The organism is Albidovulum sediminicola, assembly GCF_025751575.1.
Taxonomy (GTDB): Bacteria; Pseudomonadota; Alphaproteobacteria; order Rhodobacterales; family Rhodobacteraceae; genus Albidovulum; species Albidovulum sediminicola.
Genome location: NZ_JAOWLA010000007.1, coordinates 195,190 through 215,929 on the forward strand (window position 1 = coordinate 195,190; position 20,740 = coordinate 215,929).

Consider the following 20,740-nt stretch of genomic DNA (forward strand, 5'->3'; position numbering starts at 1 on the left):
CTAGTTGGCGGGCAACGGCGCCGTTTCGGCCAGCGATTTCATCGCGTCGAAGATCGCCGCCTCATCGGCCCGCGCGATGGTCCTTGCCGCCAGCACCGCCTCGCCCGCCGCAAGGGCGGTTGTCCGGTCGGCCTTGGCCCCCGTGGCTTCCTGAGACAGAAGCCCGAGGGTCGTGATCATCGCGTCCGGATCGGTCCCGGCGACACGTTCGGCGGCGGCCTTGGCCGCGCCCGCATCGCCCACGCTTGCCGCGCGCGCAAACCAGTAGGCGGCCCGGACCGGGTCGGGCTTGGTTCCCACGCCTTGTGCAAAATAGCGCGCGAGGTCCAGCCGCGCCCAGGCGCTGGGGCTGTGCGCGGCGCGGATCATGGTCTCGAAGGCCGCCGTCTTGTCCTCTTTCACGCCGAAGCCGGTCTCCAGGTTCTGGGCCAGTTCGCGCAGGGCATATTCGTTCCCGGCATCGACGGCCATCTGCGTGATGCGGGCGGATTCCGCCGGGTCCTGGGGCACCGCCTTGCCGGCCTTGTAAAGCGCCGCGAGGTCGCGCATCGCCCAGCTGTTTTGCGACTTCTCGATCACCTCGCGCAGCACCGCGACGGCACCCTCGCCGTCGATGCGGCCCGAATACCCTTCGGCCCGGGCCTTGGCGAGCGGCCGCCCGGCAGACATGAAGCCCGCATCCCAGGCCTCCTGGTAATAGCGCTCGGCGGCGGGAAGGTCCTGCGCCATGGCGCGGCCTTTTTCGGCGAGTTCCGCAAGCTTCAGGATCGATTGAACATGGCCCGTCCCCCGCGCGATCTGCAGGAGCGCCAGCCCCAGTTCGGGATCAGGGTCGGTGCCCTTGCCATCGATCAGCGCGTTGGCAAGGTAATACTGCCCCTCGGGATCGTTGCCATCGGCAGAGCGGCGGTACCAATAGACCGCCATCGCATCGTCCACCGGGGTCAGATCGCCCTTGGCGTATTCGAGGCCAAATCGCGCCTGCGCGAAGGTCCAGCCCTGTCCCGCCGCGCTTTCGATCCAGCTGAAGGCGGCGTTCTTGTCGACCGGGGTGCCAGCCCCATTGCGATAGGCGTCGGCAAGCTCAAGCTTGGCGGAGGGATCGCCCATTTCTGCCGCCTTGCGATACCAGTCGAAGGCGGCCTCTGGCGAAACGGCAATGCCGCCCCAGCCGTTTTCATAGATACGCCCCATCAGCGTGTGCGCCCAGTCGTTGCCAAGCCCGGTCGCCTGCCGGATCAGGTCTAGCCCGCGCTCTGCGTCAACGGGGACGCCGCGGCCGAAAAGATAGGCCTCGCCCACCCCGGTCAGGCCGAAACTGTCGTCCAGCGCGGCGGCGCGGCTGAAGTAGTCGAAGGACTTTTCCAGGTCGACCGGGCCGCCCTGGCCCAGGAGCAGCATCTTGCCCTCGGCCGCGAAGGCGGCGGAATAGCCGTCGGCGATGGCCTGATCGTTCCAGTGCCGGGACTTGTCGAAGTCGGCGGCGCTGCGGTAGGCGCGACCCAGAAGCGCCTTGAAGCGGGGCGAGTCGGGGAAGCGCGATACCGCGCTCTGGCAGGCGGCGATGGCGAGCAGCGGTTTCATCAGTTCGAGCCGCGCGCCGCGCCCGACCCGGTTTGGGTCGTGCGGGTAGCCCGCGACAAGATCGCAGGTGTCGAAATCGACCGAGACGGAGAAGACCAGATCCGCGCCCGGCGTGCCCGAAAGATCCTCAAGCGATAGCATCCCGATATCACCCGCCAGCCGTTCGCCCACGACGAAGGCGGCTGCGGCGAGGCCTGTGCCCTCGACCTCATCCCCCGGATGGATCGGTTGGCCCCCCTGGTCCCTGAGGTCCAGCGATTCCGGCAGGGACAGGACGCGGACCTTCCCCAGCGATTGCAGCAGGTCCGGTGCGATGGCGCGGTCCACCGGGAATGTGACCCCCGCCAGAAGCTTGATGTCCCGGCTGGCGCTGTCCGCCGTGAAGGCCGTGGGCTGAACGACGCCATTCTGCGCCAGAACCTTCGTCCGCCGCTCCAGTTCCGCACGGGCGAGGTCGGCGAAGCTGCCGTCAGGGAACTGGGTCAGATAGGCCTCGATATCCTCGGACTGGCCGCTGATCTGCGCGGTGTTCCAAAGCGACCGTTCGATCACCAGCGAAGGCGGCAGAAGGCCCAGCGTATCGACCTCATTCGCCTGGCCACGCCCGCTGGCGAGCGTGCCGGTCCGGAAGACGAAATCGCGGTCAAGCTGGTCGCTGATCCAGGGTTCCTGCCGCCCTGCGGTTGCCTTCAGCACATCGGCGCGCACATTCTCGAACACCGACTCGACCGGGACGGAGGGCGCCTGGATGTTCTGGATCAGCGCGGTGGCAAAGGGGCTGTGTCCACCCTCCGGCCCATCCAGCGCGACATTGCCTGGGCTGGTGGAAAAGGCGATGAGCACCTCCGACGGGCTGCGCACGATGATCGGCGCAAGGCCCGGCGTATCGTCCGATGTCGCCACCCGAAGCCCGCGCTGGGCGTCCGGCATCAACTCCTCGGCCGGGGCGAAGGGGTTGTTCCGGCAGGCGTCAAGGATGACGATGGTCAGTTCGGCGGCCGAGTTGGCGAAGGTGTTGGTGATTTCATTGGCCGAGATCGCCGCGCGCAGGACGTTATCGACGGTGCCCCGCAATTCCACGTCGCGCGCCAGCAGGAAGTTCTGCTCGTCGATCTGAACGCCATGCCCGGCGAAGAATACCGCGACCTGCGAAGCGGGCTTCAACCGTTCGCTGACCACGCGGAGCGAGGCGCGAAGCGTGTTGATGTCTGCATCGAGCAGCTCGATGACCTCGAAGCCGGACCGCCAGAGCTCCGCCGCGACCGCGCGCGCGTCGCTGACCGCGTTCGGAAGCGGCGGCGCCTCCTGATAGGCGCCGATGCCCACGACAAGCGCCACCCGGTTCACGCCGGGGGCCGCGGTTTCGATTGCGGCGCGGCCGGCGCCCAAGGCGCCCAGCAGAATCAGGACCGTCAGGAAGACGCTGCGCAACAGGATCATCGGTTTCCCTTCGAAGCTGATGGGAACATGCTATTGATCCTGCGCATCGGAGGCAATCGCCTGCGACCCCGCCGCGACGCCCCCGAAGGGTGACGCAACTTTCTTGCCGCGCACGATGGCGTTTTCTACAACGGAAACGGAACGCGAGGGGCAGATGGCCGGACCCAGGGTCACGATCGGAATACCAGCTTATAACAACGCCCGCACGCTTGAGCGGGCGATCGCCTCGGTGCGGGCGCAGTCCTTTGAGGACTGGAGGCTGGTCATCTCGGACGACCTGTCGAGCGATGGGACATGGGAGATCTGCCAGCGCGCCTGTGCGGCGGATCCGCGCATCTCCGCGCGCCGGCAGGACCGGCGCCGCGTCTACATGAATTTCGCCGATCTTCTCGCCAGCGCCACGACGCCCTATTTCGCCTGGCTGGCCGGGGACGACCTGTGGGAGCCCGGCTTTCTGGCGCGGACGGTGGCGGCGCTGGACGAAACCCCGGCGGCGGTTTCCGCCCTTCCGGCCTGCGTGTTTTTCGATCCCGAAACCGGACAGGATCTCGACCCGCCCGACACCTCCGCCATCGAGGGCAGCCGGACCGAGCGTATCCGAACCTTCCTGCGCAGGCCCGGCGGCACGCGCATGTACGGGCTTTTCCGCACCGGGTCGCTGCGGCGCGCCTTCCCGCGCCGGATGATGAACGCCTACGACTGGCGGATGATGCTGGGCGTGCTGGCCCAAGGCCCCCAGATCGCGATCCCGGAGGTGCTGATGCGGCGCGAGCGCACGCCCTGGATCGCCTATGCGGAGGTCGTGGACCGGATCTACCGCTTCCCGCCCTTTCGCCGCTTTCCCGTCCTTGACATGAGCCTTTCGGCCTTGGGCGCGGGGTTGGTGCCGCCCTCGGCGTTGGGCGATCTGATCCGGCTGAACCTTGCCAAGCATGAGGAATATCTGCTGCTTACGCGGCCCGCGGCCTACCGGCGCCGGGCGGGCCTGTTTCGCTGGCTGGGCTTGCCGCTGTCCCGCGCGCCGGCCACGCGGGTTTCGGTTGCGCGCGGGCTTCTCGGCCGGTCGGCACGGCAGAGCGCCGGGGCGGCGCGCATCCTTGAAGACGCGGCGGCGGGCGGCAACGCCGGGGCGGCGCTGGCGCTTGGCCGTGCACGCGCGGATGGGATCGTTGCGGGCGATGCGCTGGCCGCATTCCGCCGGGCGGCCGAACTGGGGGATGCGGAGGGGGCGTTCCACGCCGCCATCGCCGCGCAAAGCGAGGGGCAGGCCACGGCCGCGCAAACCCGGGCCCAGATCCTGCGCGCGGCGGAGGCGGGGTCGGAGGGCGCCAGCCTGCACCTCGCGCAAGGGCTCCTTGCCGGTGTCCCGCCGGGGGCGCTGGCCTTGCCCCTGGCCCGGCTCCTGGAGGAGGGCGCGCGGCGCGGCGATGCCCTTTCGGCCCATGCACTGGGCCGGCTAGCCGAAGGCGGCGGTGCCGGGGCGGGGGCTTCGGGCCACGATCCCCTCATCCTTTACGAGGCCGCCGCCTCTGCCCGCGCCGAGGCCGCGCTGGATGCCGGGCGTCTGCGCCGCGACCGGGGCGACGTGGCGAAGGCCGCGGCGCACTTCCGCCGTGCCGCCGACGCGCGCGTGCCCGGCGCGGCCATGGCGCTCGCGGCCTGCAATCCGCAGGGCGCCGACCCGGCGGAGCTGCTGATGCTGCTTGTCGAGGCGCAGGCCCGCACCGAGGACCATCGCGAGCGCGCCGACATCGCCGAGCGGATCGAGACTTTCGACGAGGCCGCCTGTCTGGCCGTCGCGTGCCGCATCCTTCACGATAGCGCGGAGGACGAAGGACCTGGTGAGGCGAAGGCGCGGATGGTGGCCCTTGGCTATCTTCGGGATCGCGATCCGCTGCGCCCTGCGGATGTGTCGCGGCTTTACTGCGAAAGGCGGGCCAGTCTTGCTTGACCTGACCGCGATCCTCACGGCCCGCAACGCCGCCGGAACCCTTGGCGCGCTGCTCGACCACCTTGAAGGGCTTGGCGCGCGCACCGTCGTCATCGACCACGGTTCCGACGACGCGACCTGGTCGATCGCCGCCGCCCGCCGCGGCAGGCCGGTGACGGAACTGCTTTACGAACCCTTCACCGGCGTCTTCGACCTGACGCGTCAACTGCGGCTGAAGCACGACATCCTGCAAAGCATCCGCACCCGATGGATCCTCCATGCCGACGCCGACGAATTTCTGGAGCCGCCTTCCGGAACCTCCTTCGCGGCGCTGCTCGATCGTCATGCGACAAGCGGCGCGATGGCCTTTGACAGCGCCGAGTTCATGTTCCTTCCCGCTACCGAGGACGACGACCACGACCCCGGTTCCTTCACCCGGACGATGCATCGCTACGTTCCGTTCGAGGAGAAGTATTCGAAGCAGCGGCTCTTCCGGCGTGACGCCCCGCTTGATTTTTGGTTCAGGACCGGCGGCCATTGCGTGACCGCCGACCCCGCCCTTGTCGCGCCGGAGCGGCTGACCCTGCGCCACTATCTGGGGCTGTCGCTCGACGATATCCGCGCGCAGTACCTGGGCCGGGTCTTTTCGGCACGCGATCGCGCCAAGCACTGGCACGGGAACCGGATGGCGAGCCAGCGCTACGACATCGTGCCGCCCGATCCGGCCATCCTGCGCGACTTGCGGAGCCGGGGGCTCTGCCCTTCGGACCCGGTGGGGGAGATCCCGGTCTTCGCCCGACGCCCCGAAGGGCCGGCTGCGGCGCCGGACGCCAGTGGCCCTTTGCCCGACCTGACGGTCGCGGGCGTTGATGCCGAGGCCGTGGGGCTAATAGCTGAGACTTTGCGGGCAATCGAGCCCACCCTGCGGATTTCCGTCCATGGGGCCGATCCTGCAGACGTGCGGTGGCTTGGGCGCACACCTTTGCTGCATGTCTTGCGAGATCCCCGAGGTTTACCCGCGCCCGGCGGGGGAGCGGAGGCCCTTCGTGCCAGGGCCAGCGACTGGCTGCGCGGTGTCGCGCAGATCCGGCAGGCGGCGGTAATGTGGGCGCCGCCCTATGCCGAATGGCGGATCGAGGACGGCAGTGATCCCGCCCGGCTGCTGGCGGTGTCGGAGGCGCTGCGGACCGGACGCACACCCCCCCTGGCCCTGGGGTTGCCGCGCCATTCCGCCATCGCGACCGCCCCGGCCGATTCCGCCGACCTGCCGCTTCGGCGGATCGCCGGGAGCATGATGCGCCAGCTCGGTTATCTGTGAGGGTTCAGGCCCAGGCGTCGGGCCGATGCGCGAGCCCGCCCTCGGCGAGGTGTTGAATGATCTCGGCGGCCTCTGCGCCGCCTGTCGGCGCGGGCAGGCCCGCCATCCGGCGGAGGAAGACCGCCCGCACCTCCGGATCGCGCATGCGCGCGAGAGCTTCGCCGAGGCGATAGGGTTCGCGCACGCTCAGGCTCAACCCCAGGCCATTGCGTTCGGCGAAGCGGGCGCGGAGGTCCTGCCGGTCCATCAGCGGGTTTTCGTTCGGGACGAAGATCGCGGGCAGCCCGTTCGCCAGCACCTCGTTGAACGAATTGTAGCCGCCCGCGGTCAGGCAGAAGTCGAAGGCGCGGAACCAGCGGCTGAACGGGAAGCCCCGGCGCACCAGGACCGAGGGCGGCAGATCGAGCTTGCGGTCGCTGATCGCCCACTCCGCCAGCACGACCCTTGTGCGTGGCCAGCACGAAAGCTCCCGCACCGCATCCTGCCAGAAGGCGACGGAATCGAAGTTGTTCATCGCGCCGGGCATCAGGAGGACGTTCAGCGTGTCGGGCTCGATCCCGACCTCCGCCGCCGCGTCCTTGCGCGATAGCGCCTCGGACGGGTCGGCCAGCAGGACCGGCCCGACCTGGCGCACGAGGCCACGGGTCGCCACCGTGGGGCCCGTGTCGTAGGCGGCGGCATAGTCGCCCGGCTCCACGATCAGGTCGAAAAGCCCCGCCCAGTCCAGCGCGAGCCGATCCCGGCCCGCCCCCCACATGGCCCGGCGCACCCAGACGAAGCCCAGCCCACCATGCCGACTGCGCACCGTTTCGAGGGCCTGGAAGGGTTCGTTCGCGTCGATCACGATGACACGGGGGCGGTAGAAGGCCAGCGCGGCCTCGATCCGCTCGGCCATGGTGAGGTTCCAGAACCGGTCATCGAGCCCGATCCCGGCGTGGAACTGTTCGAATTCCGCGACATAGCCGAACTGCGCGGGCACGCCGACAGCGTAGGAGAGGCCAAGGAAGGTGGTTCTCACATGCCGGTCCATGCGCCGGGCGATCGCCATCTGCCGGGTCAGATGGCCCATGCCGATTCCGTTGGTGGACAGCGACAGGATACCGACCTCGGGCCGCAGGGCCGCGCGAGAGACCAGGGGCGCGCGGAAGGCGGGGCCGATCGCATCGGTCACCCGCGCCACCATCGCCCCGGCCGACAGCTCGGTCGCGATCATGCGGCCCGCGGCCGCGCGATGGTGTTCCATTCGGCGCGGGGCGGCGAAAAGATCAAGCGCCGTCCGCGCCATCGTGGTCGCGTCGGCATAAGCGGCGGCATCGCGAAAGCAGGCGCGGAAGGCTGGGGGCAGGATCGGGATCACGCCGCGCGCCAGGGCCGCCATGACCTCTTCGGGGAAGGGATCCTCGGTCGGTTCGCCGGAGGCCGCGAGCATGTCGATGCCGCGGAAGAACTCGCCTTGAAGCCCGGGCCGGGGTGGCCAGATCTCCAGCGGCCCCAAGTGGCCCCCGAAGTCGGCGCGCAGGTGATCTGGCAGACCGAAAAGCTTCAGCGCGATGTCATGATGGTCGGGCAGGATGCCGCGCGGGCCGGGGTCGGTTTCGGGCACCGGCCGCCCCGTCGGTCCGCAATGCCAGCCAAGCGCGGGGATCGTTGGGCGCAGATGGGGCGGCTCCCCGTCCGTAACCGGCGCCAGGATCGGGGGCCAGTCCTCTGGCGTCACCAGCGCGTTTGGCAGGACCCGGTCCAGCATCTCGCGCATGGGCGGGGCGGCCGGGGCAAGCCAGACCGGCCCGCCCAGGGCCTCGGCCGCATGGGCCAGCACGGCCCCGGCCCGGCCCGGGGTCGTGGCGAAAGCCCGGTGGCAAAGCACGATCCGGCGCGGCGCATCAAGGTTCAAGGGCGTGCCAGGGCGATGAAGGAACAGCCGCGCATCCGTCGCGATGATCAGATCAGCGGTCGCGGCGCCCCCTGCGGCCATGCGCCGGGCGTTTGGGTGCTGCATCACCTCGTCCAGACGGGGATGGATGCGCGCGGGCTCTGCTTCGGCGGAGCCGAACCATTGGACCACGCCGGTCGTGAGCCCCGCCTGGCTCAGCGCCTCGACAAGGGCGACACTCGCCTCGGCCCCGGTGTCCCCGACCCGGAAGTCGGCAACCACGACAACGTCCAGCCGGCCGGTCAGGACTGGGCGTCTGACATCCATCCGAATTGTCTCTGGTCGGTCAATCGCGCGGCCGGCAGAGGAGCCGGGCCTTCGTCCTGACGGTATCCGCCGGCCCGAAGTGGTGGTTTTCCACCTCTTCCGCCAGCGGGGTCCGGCCCTGCGTCAGGCTGCGCCGCACGGTGTAGTAGTAATCCCCCGAAAGCGCGCCTTCGTCGTCCACCAGCACCCGCGCGTCCACTTGCGCCACCTGCCGCGCGCGAACCGTGAGGCCATCGGCGGTGGTCGTCAGGTCGCGCGCGCCTGCCGGCACGGCACTGCCCTTCGCGTCGGTGCAGATCAGCACCGCATCCGCGTCGCCAGCGGTGACGGTCAGTACACTCGGTCCGGGCACCCCGCGCCCGTCCTGGGCCAGGGTGAACCCCTGCGCCATCAGGCGCGAAACCTGCTCGCCCTCTGGCAGCGTCGGCTTCACCGCGCAGGCGGAAAGCGCCAGCAGACCTAAGACGAGGCCCGCGCGCCCGAAAGACGCGCTGCGGTGGATCTGCGGAAGGGCGGCGAAAAGGGTGCGCATCACGACATCCGATCAATAGCCACGTTGCGGGGCGCTGTTGCTGCGAGACGGCACGATGATCGGCTCCGCGCCCGGGGCTTGTGCCAGAAGCTGCATCAGATCGGCGATCTGGGCGTCGGTCAGCGGGGCGTCGGGCGCGCGCTTGCGCAGCAGCCCATCGATCAGGCCGTCCTGCGGGAAACCCTGGGTCATCGGCCCGATGCTTGCCAGCGCGATGACGCGGAAGGCGGCCTGTGCCCAAGGGCCATCGGGGTTCTGGCTCAGATAGGCGCGGGCTTGCGCCGGGGTTGCGAACGGCGGCGCCTGTTCCGCCCGCGCGCCTGTGCCCATGACCGCCGCGATCAGGACCGCGAAGATGCTCGCCAACTTGCCGTGAATCCCGCGGATCACCAGCCTACCCCCTCGAACGCATCAACTCGGCGCGCCCGGTGGACAGGTTCGCGCCGCAGGTCTATCCATAACATGACATCGGCTATCGGGCGAGTTGAAAAGTTGGCAGGAACGGATTCAGGGCCCCGCGTCCATTTCGGCTTCGATCGCACGAATCTCAATCCTTATCAGGACTTGCTTCGCGACGCCGTCGGCCCCGGCGTGGTGATGAAGGCCACGCCGATCGCCGAGGCGACGGCCGTGCAGCGGGCGTCCTCCCAGCCTGTCGTCTATCATCTGCACTGGGAGGATGAGCCGTTTTGCAGCCTGCCGCCCGGCAGCGATCCCCGCATTGGCGCGCAGCGCCTGCTGGACGATCTGGACGACTTCCTGGCCGCGGGCGGGGCGCTCGTCTGGACGCGGCATGAGCTTTGGCCGCGCGAGCCGCGCTTTCGCCCGCTGCATGCAGAGATCGTTCCGCATCTGACCGCGATGGCCTCGGCCGTTCATTTCCATTCGCCCGCTGCGCTGGAGGCCGCCGTCGAGGTCGGGCAGGCGGAGCTTGGCAAGTCCCTGGTGATCGGGCAAGGAACCTATGGACGGCGCTACCCGGAATGGCCGGGCGCCGCCGCGCGCAGCCTGCTGGGCCTGGCGCCCGATCACCATGTCTTCCTTCTGTTCGGCCGCCAGGGAGCGAACCTGAGGACCGGCGCTGCGGTCGATGAGCTTTTGCGGTCGCAAAACCCGCTGGTCCGCGTCCTCGTGGTCGGCGCGGCGGCGCCCGGTGAGGCGCCAGATCTTGCCGATGACCCGCGCGTGATCCGTGTCGCGGAGCATGTGCCCGATGACCGCCTGGGCCTTTACTTCGCGGCCGCGGATGCGGTCGTCCTACCCTATGAAAGCTGCCTGACCTCGGCCGCGGCGCACCTGGCCTTCGGGCTTGGCCGCGCCGTGATCGGCCCTGCGCTTCCGGGCTTGCGTGAGGTGGTGACAGACCGCGTCACCGGCCGGCTTTATGATCCGCAGGACGACGGCGCCATGGCCGCGACGCTTGGCGAAGCGGTGCGGGAAGGGCGGCGTGTCTGGGCCGGGCGTGGGGCCGCGGCGGCGCGGGCCGGCCTTGCCCGCGACTGGTCGACGATCGGGCCACTCTGGCGCGCGGTCTACGGGATGTTGTCCCACCGCCGCCTGCCCGGCCGGCTTGACGCCGCGCGGATCGCCGCACCATGAGCGAGCCGACCAAGCCCACCGCAACCCCGGAGGAGGAGGCGCGCGCCTATCCCTTCCGGCCTGAGGCGCGGCTGGTCCAGGCATCGGTTGCCGCCGGCAAGGCGCCGGCCTTTCACCTGGTCGATGTGACCGGACGGGACGCGGGCTTCATCGGCGCGCTGATCCCCACCGCGACCGGGGTCTTGGCCGAGCTTGGGCTGATCCCGGTCTTCGTCACCGATACGCTCGATCTCGCCCCGTTCCGCGCCAGCGGCGCGATCGTGGAGGTCGTCCCCGACGCGGCCGCCTGTGCGGGCCTTGCGCCGGACCTCGACTGGGACCGCTACCGCCGCGACAGGTTCCGGGCAATCGCGCGGAAATGGAACGCACGCGGCATATCCGCGCTTTCGCCCGACGGCACGCCCCTGGATTTGCCATGAGCCTGCTGATCGACCTGTCGCGCATCGCCGTCATCTTCCTCAGCTACGACGAGCCGGAGGCGGAGGAGAACTTTCGCCGTCTGCAGTCGCTCGTGCCGCGCGCGGGCCGGGTGCATGGGGTCAAGGGGTTGGACGCCGTCTACAACCGCGCGGGCGACCTTGGCTGGACGCCACAGGTCGTCACGGTCGACGGCGACAACTTCGTGACCGACAGCACGTTCTTTACCCGGCGGTTGCAGATCAATGCGCCGGAGTTGGATGCGGTGATCTCATTTTCCGCGCGCATCGCCCATAACGGGCTGGCCTATGGCAATGGCGGCATCAAGATCTGGCCGCGTGCCGCACTGCGGGAAATCCGGGCGCATGATCCGCTGCGTACGCCCGGGGCCTCCTCCGACTTTTTCGAGCGGATGCCCTATGTGCTGGCCTCGGGCGTTCCGTCGCGCACCTCGGTGACGGGAACGGCCCTGCACGCCTTTCGCGCAGGCTTCCGCGAAGGGGCGCGGCTTGCCCGGCCACCGGGCAGTCCTGCGCCTTCCGATTGCCCTGACATGGGGACGGCGGAGGCGTTGCGCCGTCATGTCTCGGCCGACAACTTGGAGCGGCTGAGGATCTGGTGCATGGTGGGCGCGGATGTCGAGAATGGCGCCTGGGCGATCCACGGCGCGCGCCTTGGTTGCGCGATGGCGGCCTTGGACCGGATGGATATGGCGCTGGTGTCCGACTACGACGGGATCGCCGCGCTGTGGCGCGATGAAGCTGCCCGGTTCGAGGCGCGGCCCGGCGCCTTCGCCGATGCGGGTGTCAGGCTGATCGACCGCCTGAACCAGGAGCTTGGCCTTGCCCTGTCCGAACTGGATGAGGAAGGCTCACGCGCCGCCCGAGAGGCCTATGTGCCGCCGCCCAGAATTGGCCGGATCGGCCCCCGGTAGCTCCGCCCGGCCGGATCTAGCCGCAAAGCTCGTGCGTGCCGCAGATTTTCGCGCACGTCAGCAGTCGCCCCGCGCCGGCATGCCAGTGCCGCTCGAACGCGGGCAGGTGGAGGTCGAGGATGGTGCGCAAGTCCGTGGACCGTAGGTCCAGGTTCCGCGCGCCGATCCTGTCGAGCACGGCCGCGAAGGACAGGATCTCCGCCTGGCGCGATTCCGGCGGTCCCTCGGGCCGGTCCGGTGCCGGAATGTCGATCAGCCTTTGGCCGAGGAAGCAGCAGGGAAACACCATCCCGCCGGCGGAGACATAGACCGACCGTTGCCGGGCCACGTCACAGTCGATGCGGCGCGCCCGGATGTCGGGCCGGCGTGGGGCGCCGGGCGGTTCGTGATGGCCAAGGCTCGGTTCCAGCCGGTCCACCACGGCGCCGCTTTCGTCGCGCACGTCGAACCAGGGGGCGCCGAAACGCGCGGTCGGCTTGACCCGGAACTCCGCGAAGCCGAGCGTGCCTGCCAGCGCGCGGGCCTGCGCGACCTCATGTTCGTTATGGCGGAAGACGATGAAATCCCAGACCGCCTGGCCGCCGGCTTTGATGAAGATCACGGCGTTGGCGAGGATCCGGTCCAGGTCGGTGCCGCGCCGGTACCGCCGGTGGGATGCGTCAGTCGTGCCGTCGATGCCGAAGGTCACCCGCACGCCCAGCCGCGCAAGCGCCTGCCAGAACTCCGGCCCCCGGGCGCTGCCATTGGTGTTGAGCCCCAGCTTCAGCCCGGCGCTGGCCGCGCGACAGTGGGCGAGGATCTCTAGACAGTCGCGCGCGAGGATCGGCTCCCCGAAGTTGCCGCAAAGGAACACCCGGTCGAGCTGGGTCAGGAAGTCAGCGGGAAACCAGTCGCGGAACTGTGCGCCCGAGATTTCCTCAAGCGTCAGACCGTCATGCAGCTTGCCGCCGTCCTGGTTGCGCCCGCACATCGGGCAGGCCGCCTGGCAGCGTGAGGTCGGTTCAAGATGCAGCACCCTGACCTCCGCGTAGCGGGCAAGCCGGTCTGGCGCGCCGTGCTGCATCTGCCTGTGCCCCCTGTGCCTTGGCCTGCCGTGGCCGCAGGGGAAGGTTACGCGCGACCCCGACGCGCCGCAAGAATGCGCGACCCGGTTTGGGCGCGGCGCGCAGGGCCCCATCGGTGCGGGCGACAAGCGGTTGATTCCAGCCACCGCGATGGCCCAAAGTCGTTCAGGGTGGCCAGCCATCGGGAAAGGGCAGGGGGCATGAAGATCGCAGTGGTGGGGCTGGGCCACGTCGGCCTGGCGAACGCCGTCTTGCTGGCGCAGCGGCATGAGGTCTGGGGCGTCGACATCGACCCCCGGCGGGTCGCAACGTTGAACGCGCGCCAAAGCCCCACCGGCGATCCCGAGCTTGCGGACCATCTTGCGAACCGGCCGCTGGACCTGAGGGCCACGACCGATCTTGAGGCCGCCGCGCGGGGGGCGGACTATGTGCTGATCGCCACGCCGACCGACTACAACCCGGTGTCGAACGCCTTTGACACCTCCTCGGTCGATACGGTTTGCCGTGATGTCCTGGCGATGGCGCCGAAGGCGCTGGTGGTGATCCGCTCGACCGTGCCCCTGGGCCATGTCCGGGCCCTGCGCCAGCGCCTTGGCAGCGACCGGATTCTTTTCAGCCCGGAGTTCCTGCGCGAGGGGCGTGCCCTTCACGACAACCTGCACCCCAGCCGCATCGTGGTGGGCGAGCGTAGCGACCGGGCGAGCCGCTTCGCCGACCTGCTGCGGGAGGCCTCGGCCGACCGCGCCGCGCCGGTGCTGCTGGTCGATCCGGATGAGGCCGAGGCGGTCAAGCTTTTCTCCAACACCTACCTCGCCATGCGGGTCGCCTTCTTCAACGAGCTTGACAGCTACGCGCTGTCGCACGGTCTGGACGCGAGCCGGATCGTGGCAGGGGTCAGCGGGGACCCGCGGATCGGGGATCACTACAACAATCCCTCCTTCGGTTATGGTGGCTACTGCCTGCCCAAGGACACCCGGCAGTTGCTTGCCAACTATGAGGAGGTTCCCCAGAAGCTGATCGGGGCGGTGGTCGAGGCGAACCGGATGCGCAAGGATTTCATCGCCCAGGCGATCCTTGAGCGCCGCCCGCGCGTGGTCGGCATCTACCGCATCGTCATGAAGGAAGGTTCCGACAACTGGCGCCAGAGTGCGACCGCCGGGATCGTGCGGCGGCTCATGGACCGGGGGGTCGGCGTGATCGTGCATGAGCCGACCTTCTCTGGCGTGTCCTTCCTGGGCGCGCCCGTTGTCGCCACGCTGGCGGAGTTCAAGGCCCGGGCCGACGTGATCGTCGCCAACCGATTTCACGCGGATCTGGCCGATGTCGCGGACCGGGTCTTCACCCGCGATCTTGCCGCGCAAACCGTACGTCCAGGCTAGGCCTGTAACCTTCTCGCTGCCGCGGCCGGGGGTAGGGCTTGGTGTCGGGGCGCGGCGGGACGGTTGGGTCCGGTTCAGTCGAAGATGCCGGCGCCAGCAAAGAGGCCGGGCACAAGGCCCGGCCCTCCGTTCGTGCATGACGTTTGGATCACTTGAGCAGGCCCGAGGCGGCCGGCAAGCCGGTCACATAGCCGAGCGGGGCCTTGTGACCGCCGTTCCATTTGGTGGCGATCAGTTCAGCCGCCTGCTGCAGCACGGCGTTATCGCCCGGCTCGAAGTCGCCCACATGCTGCGCATTGGTCGTGGCATAGGCGAAGCCGCCGATGTTTTCGATCACCCGCAGACCGGTCAGTTCTGCGCCCGCCGGAGCGTTGAGCAGCCGCACCGGCGCCGACATGCCCGGTTGCCAGGCCCAGAGAACGTTGGACATGTGCATGCCCGAGTCCTCGCCGATGAACAACGTGTTGTAGGCGGCCGACCAGTAGAGGTTGTCGGGGTTCGCGATCGCATCGGGATGCGCCTTGTTGCCCAGAGCGTCGACTTCGGCGAGATCGCTGCCCATCAGACCGGCGGGAACAGCCATGGAGACCGGCACGAAGCCGCTGTCGATCACCCTGCCATCGCTGTCTGCCTGACCCCCAGCGGTCGAGAGCGCATAGACCGCACCCGACTTCATGCCCGAGACGCGGATCTGGTCGCCGCCGACGCCGGAACCCTTGCCCTCTTCCATGCCTTTGCCGATGTCCGAAATCGCCAGGTAGACGGTGGAGGTCGCCGGATCGAGCGCCATGCCCTCGGACTTGCGCAGTTCGGTGGCCGCGCCAAGCATGCCGGCATAGCGCTTGGTTTCCAGGAATGCCGCGGCGACCGGGTTCTTGACCTTCAGGTATTGCGCGTTCTTGTCGCTGTCGACGAAGATCTCGGTGAAGCCGTCCTTGGCGGAGTCGGCGGTTTCGAAGATATCCGAGAACTTGATTTCGCCCTCGACCAGCGCCTTGAGTTCGTCGTCGCTGGCATGGCCGAGACTGATCCAGCTCAGCGCGAACGCACCGCCGTTCTCGGCGCTCTCCTGCTCGAACTTCGCGGCGTAAAGCGTGCCGGCGGAAAGATCGCCCGCACGGTCCGCGATGAACAGCGTCAGGGGTTCGTTGGTGCCGTCATGGCTGCCGATCACGGTGCGCTGATCGGGCATGATCTGCACCATTTCGTAGGTGCCTCGGCCGATGGCGTAGTGCTTGACCACGCTCGTCGAGCCATCGGCCGCAACCTTCACCTCCGGGATGACGCCGCGGTAATAGGGGTTCGATGGCACGCCGTGGTTGTAGTACTTGGTGATGCCGCGCAGCACGTCCGACATGCCGGTCGGATCTATGGCGCGGTTGGCTTCGATCTGGCGCGCGTCGGCGTCGTAGTTTTCTTCCGAGGTGAGGAAGGTTCCCCAAGGCGTGACGGTCGCGTTGCACGACACTGCAAGACCGCCAACGGCGGAGAAATCGACCGGGTACTGGGCCACCGGCGTCAGCGTGCCCTCGGCATCCTGGCTGAGCTCGGTCAGGGTGACGGAGGAGGGCAGGATCGGCCCCATGACCTCGGAGGAGTCGCTGCCATCGGAAAGCAGCCAGTCATATTCCCAGTTCGACAGATGGTAGATCTTCCCCGCGATATTGGCGAGCATGGTGCCATCGGGCGTCTCGAGCGTCACCGGCTTGCCATTGGCGGTCGGGTCCGCAATCGGGGTCATGTACTTGTCGTAGATCACGCCGGAGGCGCTCGCGTTGTTGCCCACGACGGTCTCGCTGCTCATCAGCATTGCGTAGCCGAGTTCCGAGGTATTGGTGCTGCCGTCATCATAGGTCACCTTGACCTTGGCATTGGTCCACATGTCCGAGAGCTGCTCGGCGGTGGTCGAGGGATCGGAGCCGATCCATTCAACGTTGCTGATTGCCTGTGCGCCTGCCGCCGTGCTCAGCGCGGCCATGGCGCAGGCACCGAGCAGCGTGGCGCGGGTCGTTGTCTTGAGTGCCATCGGTTAACCCCCAATCGGCTTGGATGCATCTGGAGCCCCCCGTTCGCAGAGGCGCTGTGGCCGCAGATAGCGACATTTTGCACGGTTTTTGTGACGTCGGGGTGAACCTTGCGTAAAGCGCCGCCAGCAGCCCCGGATTCACGCAGGACGCAGATGGCGTCCGCGCGGTGTCGGAATGCGGTGGCACGCGCTGATGGTGGGCGACCTGCCGGAGGGCGCCTCACACGCTACAACGCGAGAAATGCAGGGCGCGGGATCTGGGAACGGTTCCCCTGAGACCGCCGTCTACACCCGTGAGAGCCGGCAAAGGCGAGGCGCAAAACCTCATCGGACACGTCCGAAGCGCGCGCCGCAGGGCAGAGCAAGATGAACATTTCCTTGGAGGGGCGCCGCAAGGTCGGTTAGATTCGAAGTGCCGGGGTCGATCGGCCGGCGAGCATTTTGTTCAATGTTCCCTTTAGGTCACGAGTGCCCGAATGAAATATGCGCGCCCAATCTATGTTACCAGGCCTGTGCTGCCTGATCTGCCGGACTTCCTGTCCTTGCTGGAGGACATCTGGAGTACGCGGATATTATCGAATAACGGCCCGATGCTTCGGCGATTCGAAGCCGCGCTGGGCGAATACCTTGGGGTTGAGCACATCTCGATCGTGAACAATGCCTCGATGGCGTTGGTATTGTCACTTCGGCACTTCGGCATAACCGGCGAGGTCATTACCACCCCTTTCTCGTTCGTTGCCACCAGCCATGCGATCCGCTGGGCGGGGGCGGAGCCCGTCTTTGCTGACGTTGACCCGGTGACGCTGAACGTCGACCCGGCCGCGGTCGAGGCCCGTATCACACCGCGCACCCAGGCAATCCTGGCGGTGCACTGCTACGGCCAGCCCTGTGACACCGATGCGTTGGGCGACATCGCACGCCGCCACGGCCTGCGCCTGATCTACGACGCGGCCCACGCTTTTGCCGTGCGCCACGACGGCCAGCCCCTGGTCGCGGTGGGGGACTTGTCGGTTCTGAGTTTCCACGCCACCAAGGTCTTCAACAGCTGCGAGGGGGGGGCAATCATTTGCCCCGACGCAGCGACCAAGGATGCCATCGACCTGATGGGTAACTTCGGCATTGTCGATGAAACCACGGTCACTTCGGTCGGCCTGAACAGCAAGATGAGCGAGTTGAACGCGGCCTTCGGACTGGCGCTTCTGCCCCGGATGGATGCTGCGTTGGACGCGCGCAAGGTCGTGGCGTCGAGGTACTGGGCGCGCCTGAAAGATCTGCCCGGCATCACCTGCCTGTGCGATCCCGCGATCCCGGGCCGGAACGCCTATGCCTTCCCGATCCTGGTCAGCCCGGACTACCCGCTTTCCCGAGACGGGCTTTACGAGCGGCTACGCGATGAGGGAATATTTGCCCGCCGCTACTTTTATCCGCCGATCGCGGACTTGCCGATGTACTGCGAATTGCCGTCAGCCTCCGCTGGCGAATTGCCACGGGCGCGCCGGGCGGCGCGCGAGATCCTGTGCTTGCCGCTATATCCCGACCTCGCGGAGGCGGATCAGGACCGCATCATTGGATTGGTGTCGGCACCATGACCCTGAACCGCGCCATGTTCCCCTGGGCAATCCATCGCGTGTTGCATGGGCGCGGCCAGTCGCTTGCGGAGGTCGCGGTCGAGACCCGCGAACTCTGCCCGGAAGAGACAACATCCTGCCCCCCTGCGGTCTATTGCCCCGGGGCGCTCGACCGGGTCACGGCGCTCTCGCCCTGGCGCGACTGGGAAACCGAGCAAGTTCTGCTCGAAGGCCGGTCGGTCACGCACGCGGCAAGCCGCGCCGTCGTGCTGCGCGACGTCGTTCTGGCGGGAGGGTTTCTTTATTGCAAGGGGCTTCGTTACCCCATCGGCTTGGGCGAGTCGCAGTTCAACCTGCTCAATCTGCCTTCGCGCCAGCATTACGAGGTGGCGCATCTGGCGATGACCTGGTCCGGGGCGTACTACTTCGGCAACTTCCTGCAGGACAATCTTCCGCTGGAGATGCTGCCCGACTCCGACGCGCCGCGACTGGGCGCGCCAGGAAAGCCGATGCGCCACGCGGCGGGATATCGCGCGCTTCTGGACCTGCCAGCGCCCGATCTGCCTGTTCACGCGGCGATCAAGGAACTGACGCTTTACGTCGATTTCGCCCAGAATTCGCTTAAGGCCGCCCGCTATGCCGAACTGCGCCGCAGGATGCGCGCGTCTTTGCAAGACAGCCGGCCCGATCGTCCGGCTCCGGGCATTTTCCTCATGCGTGGTACGGACGGCGAGAGCCGGACGCTGGTCAATGAGGCCGAGGTCGCATCGATGCTGGCCGGCTTGGGGTTCGACATCATCGATCCGGCCGGGATGGAGCCAGCTGAAATCTCGGCGCGTGCGCTGGACGCCCGCGTTGTCGTCGCTGTCGAAGGCAGCCACCTGGCCCACGCGATCTATTCTCTGGCCGACAAAGGCGCCTTCGTGGTCATCCAGCCGCCCGACAGGTTCGCCCTGCCTTACAAGGAGTATGCCGACCGCATGGAAATGGCCTTCGGTTTCCTTGTGGCCCACCCGGCCGAGGGCGGATTTCGCGCCGATCTGGAAGAGTTGAAGCGGGTGCTGGAGCTGGTGGCATGAATTCATTACCCGACCGGAGCCGCGAACTGATCATGCTGCCCGCGGTTTCGGCGCAACGCGGACCCCGCGGCGGCCTTGTGCTAACCGAGAAATACATGGGGGGCGTGGCGGAGTACGCGCGGACTTGGCCCGGGCCGGTGACCACGCTGGCCAGGCTGTCGTCGGACCCAATCACGGACATGGATCCCGTGGAGTACTTTCCGGGCGACGCCGAAACCGGGCTGGAGTTGCGCCCGGATACGACCGAAGGGTTGGCCCGAAGGCTCGCCTCCGCGGCCGCGGTACTCGCCTATCTTAGCCGCGAAGAGGCGGAGGCGGCCGACCTGTGCCGCAAGCTGGGCGTGCCCATCATTTTCGTCAGTGAATATACCCTGCGCACCGACCTCCAGATTCTGGGTTCCGAAGTCTCCAACCCGGTCATCCGTTTGCGCCGTGCCGTCTGGCTGTGGCGGAACGAACGCATCCGTCGCCGTCTTTTGCGAGACGCGACTGGGCTGCAGTGCAGCGGGACACCGACTTTCGAGGCCTATGCCGGGCTCAACCGGAACACCATGCTGTTTTTCGACAACCGCGTACGTCGCGACGAGGTCATTTCTTCAGACGCCTTGAAGCGGAAACTCGACGGCATTCAACAGGGACAGCCCCTGCGACTGGTCTTTGGCGGTCGGCTCTTGCCCATGAAGGGTGTCCTGGAACTGCCGAAAGTCGCCGCGACCCTGAGCCGTTTGGGCGTACCGTTCCAACTCGACATTTTCGGCACCGGCCCGTTGAAGGACACGCTCGCTGCGATGATCCGGGACCAGGGGCTCTCCGATCGGGTGTTCTTGCGGGGGGCGCTGGATTTCCGATCCGGATGGATTCCCTATCTCATGGAAAACGCGGACCTTTTCGTCTGCTGCCATGTGCAGGGTGATCCCTCCAGCACCTATCCCGAGGTGATGTCCTGCGGTGTGCCGATCGCGGGTTATGCCAACGAAGCATTCCAGGGGATCGTGCGCGAGTCGGGAACGGGTTGGATCGTCCCGCTGTTTGATGCCGAGGGACTTGCCGCAGAAATCGCGCGCCTGGCGGCCAACCGCGCGGAAATTGCCAGCCATGCGGCACGCGCGCGCGACTTCGCGCTCAGCAATGTGTTCGAGGAAACGTTCCGAAATCGGGTGCGGCATCTGATCCGCAGCAGCCGATTGCCGGAGGCCGCCGCTCTCCGGGCCGAGGACTCCGGTGCATTTGATGATCGCTCAACTGAACTCGCCAAGGTGACGTCGCGGGAGTGACCTTGCGAATGAAGCACTACTGACACAGCCAGTAGTCTTAAGATCGATTTCTGGACTTGCACGACTTTTATGGAGAGCGTTTAGCGCACTTGCCGAGCCGCCCGCGCGAAAGCGATGGAGTTTTGGTAGCCGCTGGCGTTGTGCCCAACTTTCACCCAGCGAGAGCAAGACATCGTGTTCGAGTATTGCTGGTTTGGGCGGTTTGGGCAATGGGGCTGGCGCGGAGCTTTCCGGATCGCGCGGCGTCAGGCCCCGCTGCGGGGGGAAGGTCTCCAATTTGCATCACGGCGCGGATGAACTCTTCCGCGTAGTCGTCGGTTTCACGGTGGTCATGTTCGTGCCGTGCCATGCGCATAGGTTCGACGAACCGTTCCCGGAGGTGTTCGACGAAGCGCG

At 67.7% G+C, this 20,740-nt stretch carries 15 protein-coding genes and 1 pseudogene; 9 read left to right on the top strand and 7 right to left on the bottom strand.

What is annotated here, in order from left to right:
* Entirely contained in the window at positions 1-3,024 is a 3,024-nt protein-coding gene (locus tag OE647_RS09560; protein ID WP_263721505.1) for a caspase family protein, read from the bottom strand.
* Positions 3,025-3,178: 154 nt separating this feature from the next.
* Here OE647_RS09560 and OE647_RS09565 point away from each other — a divergent pair, with 154 nt between their 5' ends.
* Together OE647_RS09565 and OE647_RS09570 are read left to right on the top strand one after the other, a co-directional pair.
* Positions 3,179-4,975 carry a glycosyltransferase family 2 protein gene (locus tag OE647_RS09565; RefSeq protein ID WP_263721506.1) on the top strand — a complete coding sequence of 599 codons (1,797 nt, stop codon included), beginning with the start codon at positions 3,179-3,181 and terminating at the stop codon, positions 4,973-4,975.
* Positions 4,968-6,272 (top strand): glycosyltransferase family 2 protein, encoded by a 1,305-nt coding sequence (locus OE647_RS09570; protein WP_263721507.1) that lies wholly within the window; start codon positions 4,968-4,970, stop codon positions 6,270-6,272. The genes OE647_RS09565 and OE647_RS09570 overlap by 8 nt, the downstream gene beginning before the upstream one ends.
* A gap of 4 nt (positions 6,273-6,276) precedes the next feature.
* Here OE647_RS09570 and OE647_RS09575 read toward each other — a convergent pair whose 3' ends face one another.
* The 3 genes from OE647_RS09575 to OE647_RS09585 are packed head-to-tail and all read right to left on the bottom strand — an operon-like array spanning position 6,277 to position 9,394.
* Entirely contained in the window at positions 6,277-8,472 is a 2,196-nt protein-coding gene (locus tag OE647_RS09575; RefSeq protein WP_263721508.1) for a glycosyltransferase, read from the bottom strand.
* Between the two features lie 19 nt (positions 8,473-8,491).
* Entirely contained in the window at positions 8,492-9,004 is a 513-nt protein-coding gene (locus OE647_RS09580) for a hypothetical protein (RefSeq protein ID WP_263721509.1), read from the bottom strand.
* A 12-nt stretch (positions 9,005-9,016) separates the two neighbouring features.
* On the bottom strand, positions 9,017-9,394 hold the full coding sequence (locus tag OE647_RS09585; RefSeq protein WP_263721510.1) for a hypothetical protein: 378 nt from the start codon (positions 9,392-9,394) through the stop codon (positions 9,017-9,019).
* A 174-nt stretch (positions 9,395-9,568) separates the two neighbouring features.
* Here OE647_RS09585 and OE647_RS09590 point away from each other — a divergent pair, with 174 nt between their 5' ends.
* From OE647_RS09590 to OE647_RS09600, 3 genes are read left to right on the top strand one after another with little or no spacing between them, the layout of a single operon-like run.
* The gene (locus tag OE647_RS09590) at positions 9,569-10,603 is read left to right on the top strand and encodes a glycosyltransferase (RefSeq protein ID WP_263721511.1); all 1,035 of its coding nucleotides are present in this window, start codon (positions 9,569-9,571) and stop codon (positions 10,601-10,603) included.
* Entirely contained in the window at positions 10,600-11,022 is a 423-nt protein-coding gene (locus tag OE647_RS09595) for a hypothetical protein (RefSeq protein WP_263721512.1), read from the top strand. The genes OE647_RS09590 and OE647_RS09595 overlap by 4 nt, the downstream gene beginning before the upstream one ends.
* Entirely contained in the window at positions 11,019-11,954 is a 936-nt protein-coding gene (locus tag OE647_RS09600) for a hypothetical protein (RefSeq protein WP_263721513.1), read from the top strand. Before OE647_RS09595 ends, OE647_RS09600 begins: the two co-directional genes overlap by 4 nt.
* A gap of 16 nt (positions 11,955-11,970) precedes the next feature.
* Here the strand turns inward: OE647_RS09600 and OE647_RS09605 are convergent, their stop codons facing one another.
* On the bottom strand, positions 11,971-13,017 hold the full coding sequence (locus OE647_RS09605; protein ID WP_263721514.1) for a radical SAM protein: 1,047 nt from the start codon (positions 13,015-13,017) through the stop codon (positions 11,971-11,973).
* Positions 13,018-13,218: 201 nt separating this feature from the next.
* Between OE647_RS09605 and OE647_RS09610 the strand changes: the two genes are divergently transcribed.
* Positions 13,219-14,397 carry a nucleotide sugar dehydrogenase gene (locus OE647_RS09610; protein ID WP_263721515.1) on the top strand — a complete coding sequence of 393 codons (1,179 nt, stop codon included), beginning with the start codon at positions 13,219-13,221 and terminating at the stop codon, positions 14,395-14,397.
* A gap of 148 nt (positions 14,398-14,545) precedes the next feature.
* On the opposite strand, the gene OE647_RS09615 is transcribed toward OE647_RS09610, so the two are convergent.
* Positions 14,546-16,423 (bottom strand): PhoX family protein, encoded by a 1,878-nt coding sequence (locus tag OE647_RS09615; RefSeq protein ID WP_263721516.1) that lies wholly within the window; start codon positions 16,421-16,423, stop codon positions 14,546-14,548.
* A 476-nt stretch (positions 16,424-16,899) separates the two neighbouring features.
* Between OE647_RS09615 and OE647_RS09620 the strand changes: the two genes are divergently transcribed.
* Genes OE647_RS09620 through OE647_RS09630 form a run of 3 tightly spaced genes read left to right on the top strand, consistent with a single transcriptional unit; the run spans position 16,900 to position 20,344 of the window.
* The gene (locus tag OE647_RS09620) at positions 16,900-18,012 is read left to right on the top strand and encodes a DegT/DnrJ/EryC1/StrS family aminotransferase (RefSeq protein ID WP_263721517.1); all 1,113 of its coding nucleotides are present in this window, start codon (positions 16,900-16,902) and stop codon (positions 18,010-18,012) included.
* Positions 18,009-19,070: a glycosyltransferase 61 family protein gene (locus OE647_RS09625; RefSeq protein WP_263721518.1), complete on the top strand. Its 1,062-nt coding sequence runs from the start codon at positions 18,009-18,011 to the stop codon at positions 19,068-19,070. The genes OE647_RS09620 and OE647_RS09625 overlap by 4 nt, the downstream gene beginning before the upstream one ends.
* The gene (locus OE647_RS09630; protein ID WP_263721519.1) at positions 19,067-20,344 is read left to right on the top strand and encodes a glycosyltransferase; all 1,278 of its coding nucleotides are present in this window, start codon (positions 19,067-19,069) and stop codon (positions 20,342-20,344) included. Before OE647_RS09625 ends, OE647_RS09630 begins: the two co-directional genes overlap by 4 nt.
* Positions 20,345-20,495: 151 nt before the next feature.
* Here the strand turns inward: OE647_RS09630 and OE647_RS09635 are convergent.
* Positions 20,496-20,740, bottom strand: a pseudogene (locus OE647_RS09635) (hypothetical protein); the annotation flags it as partial.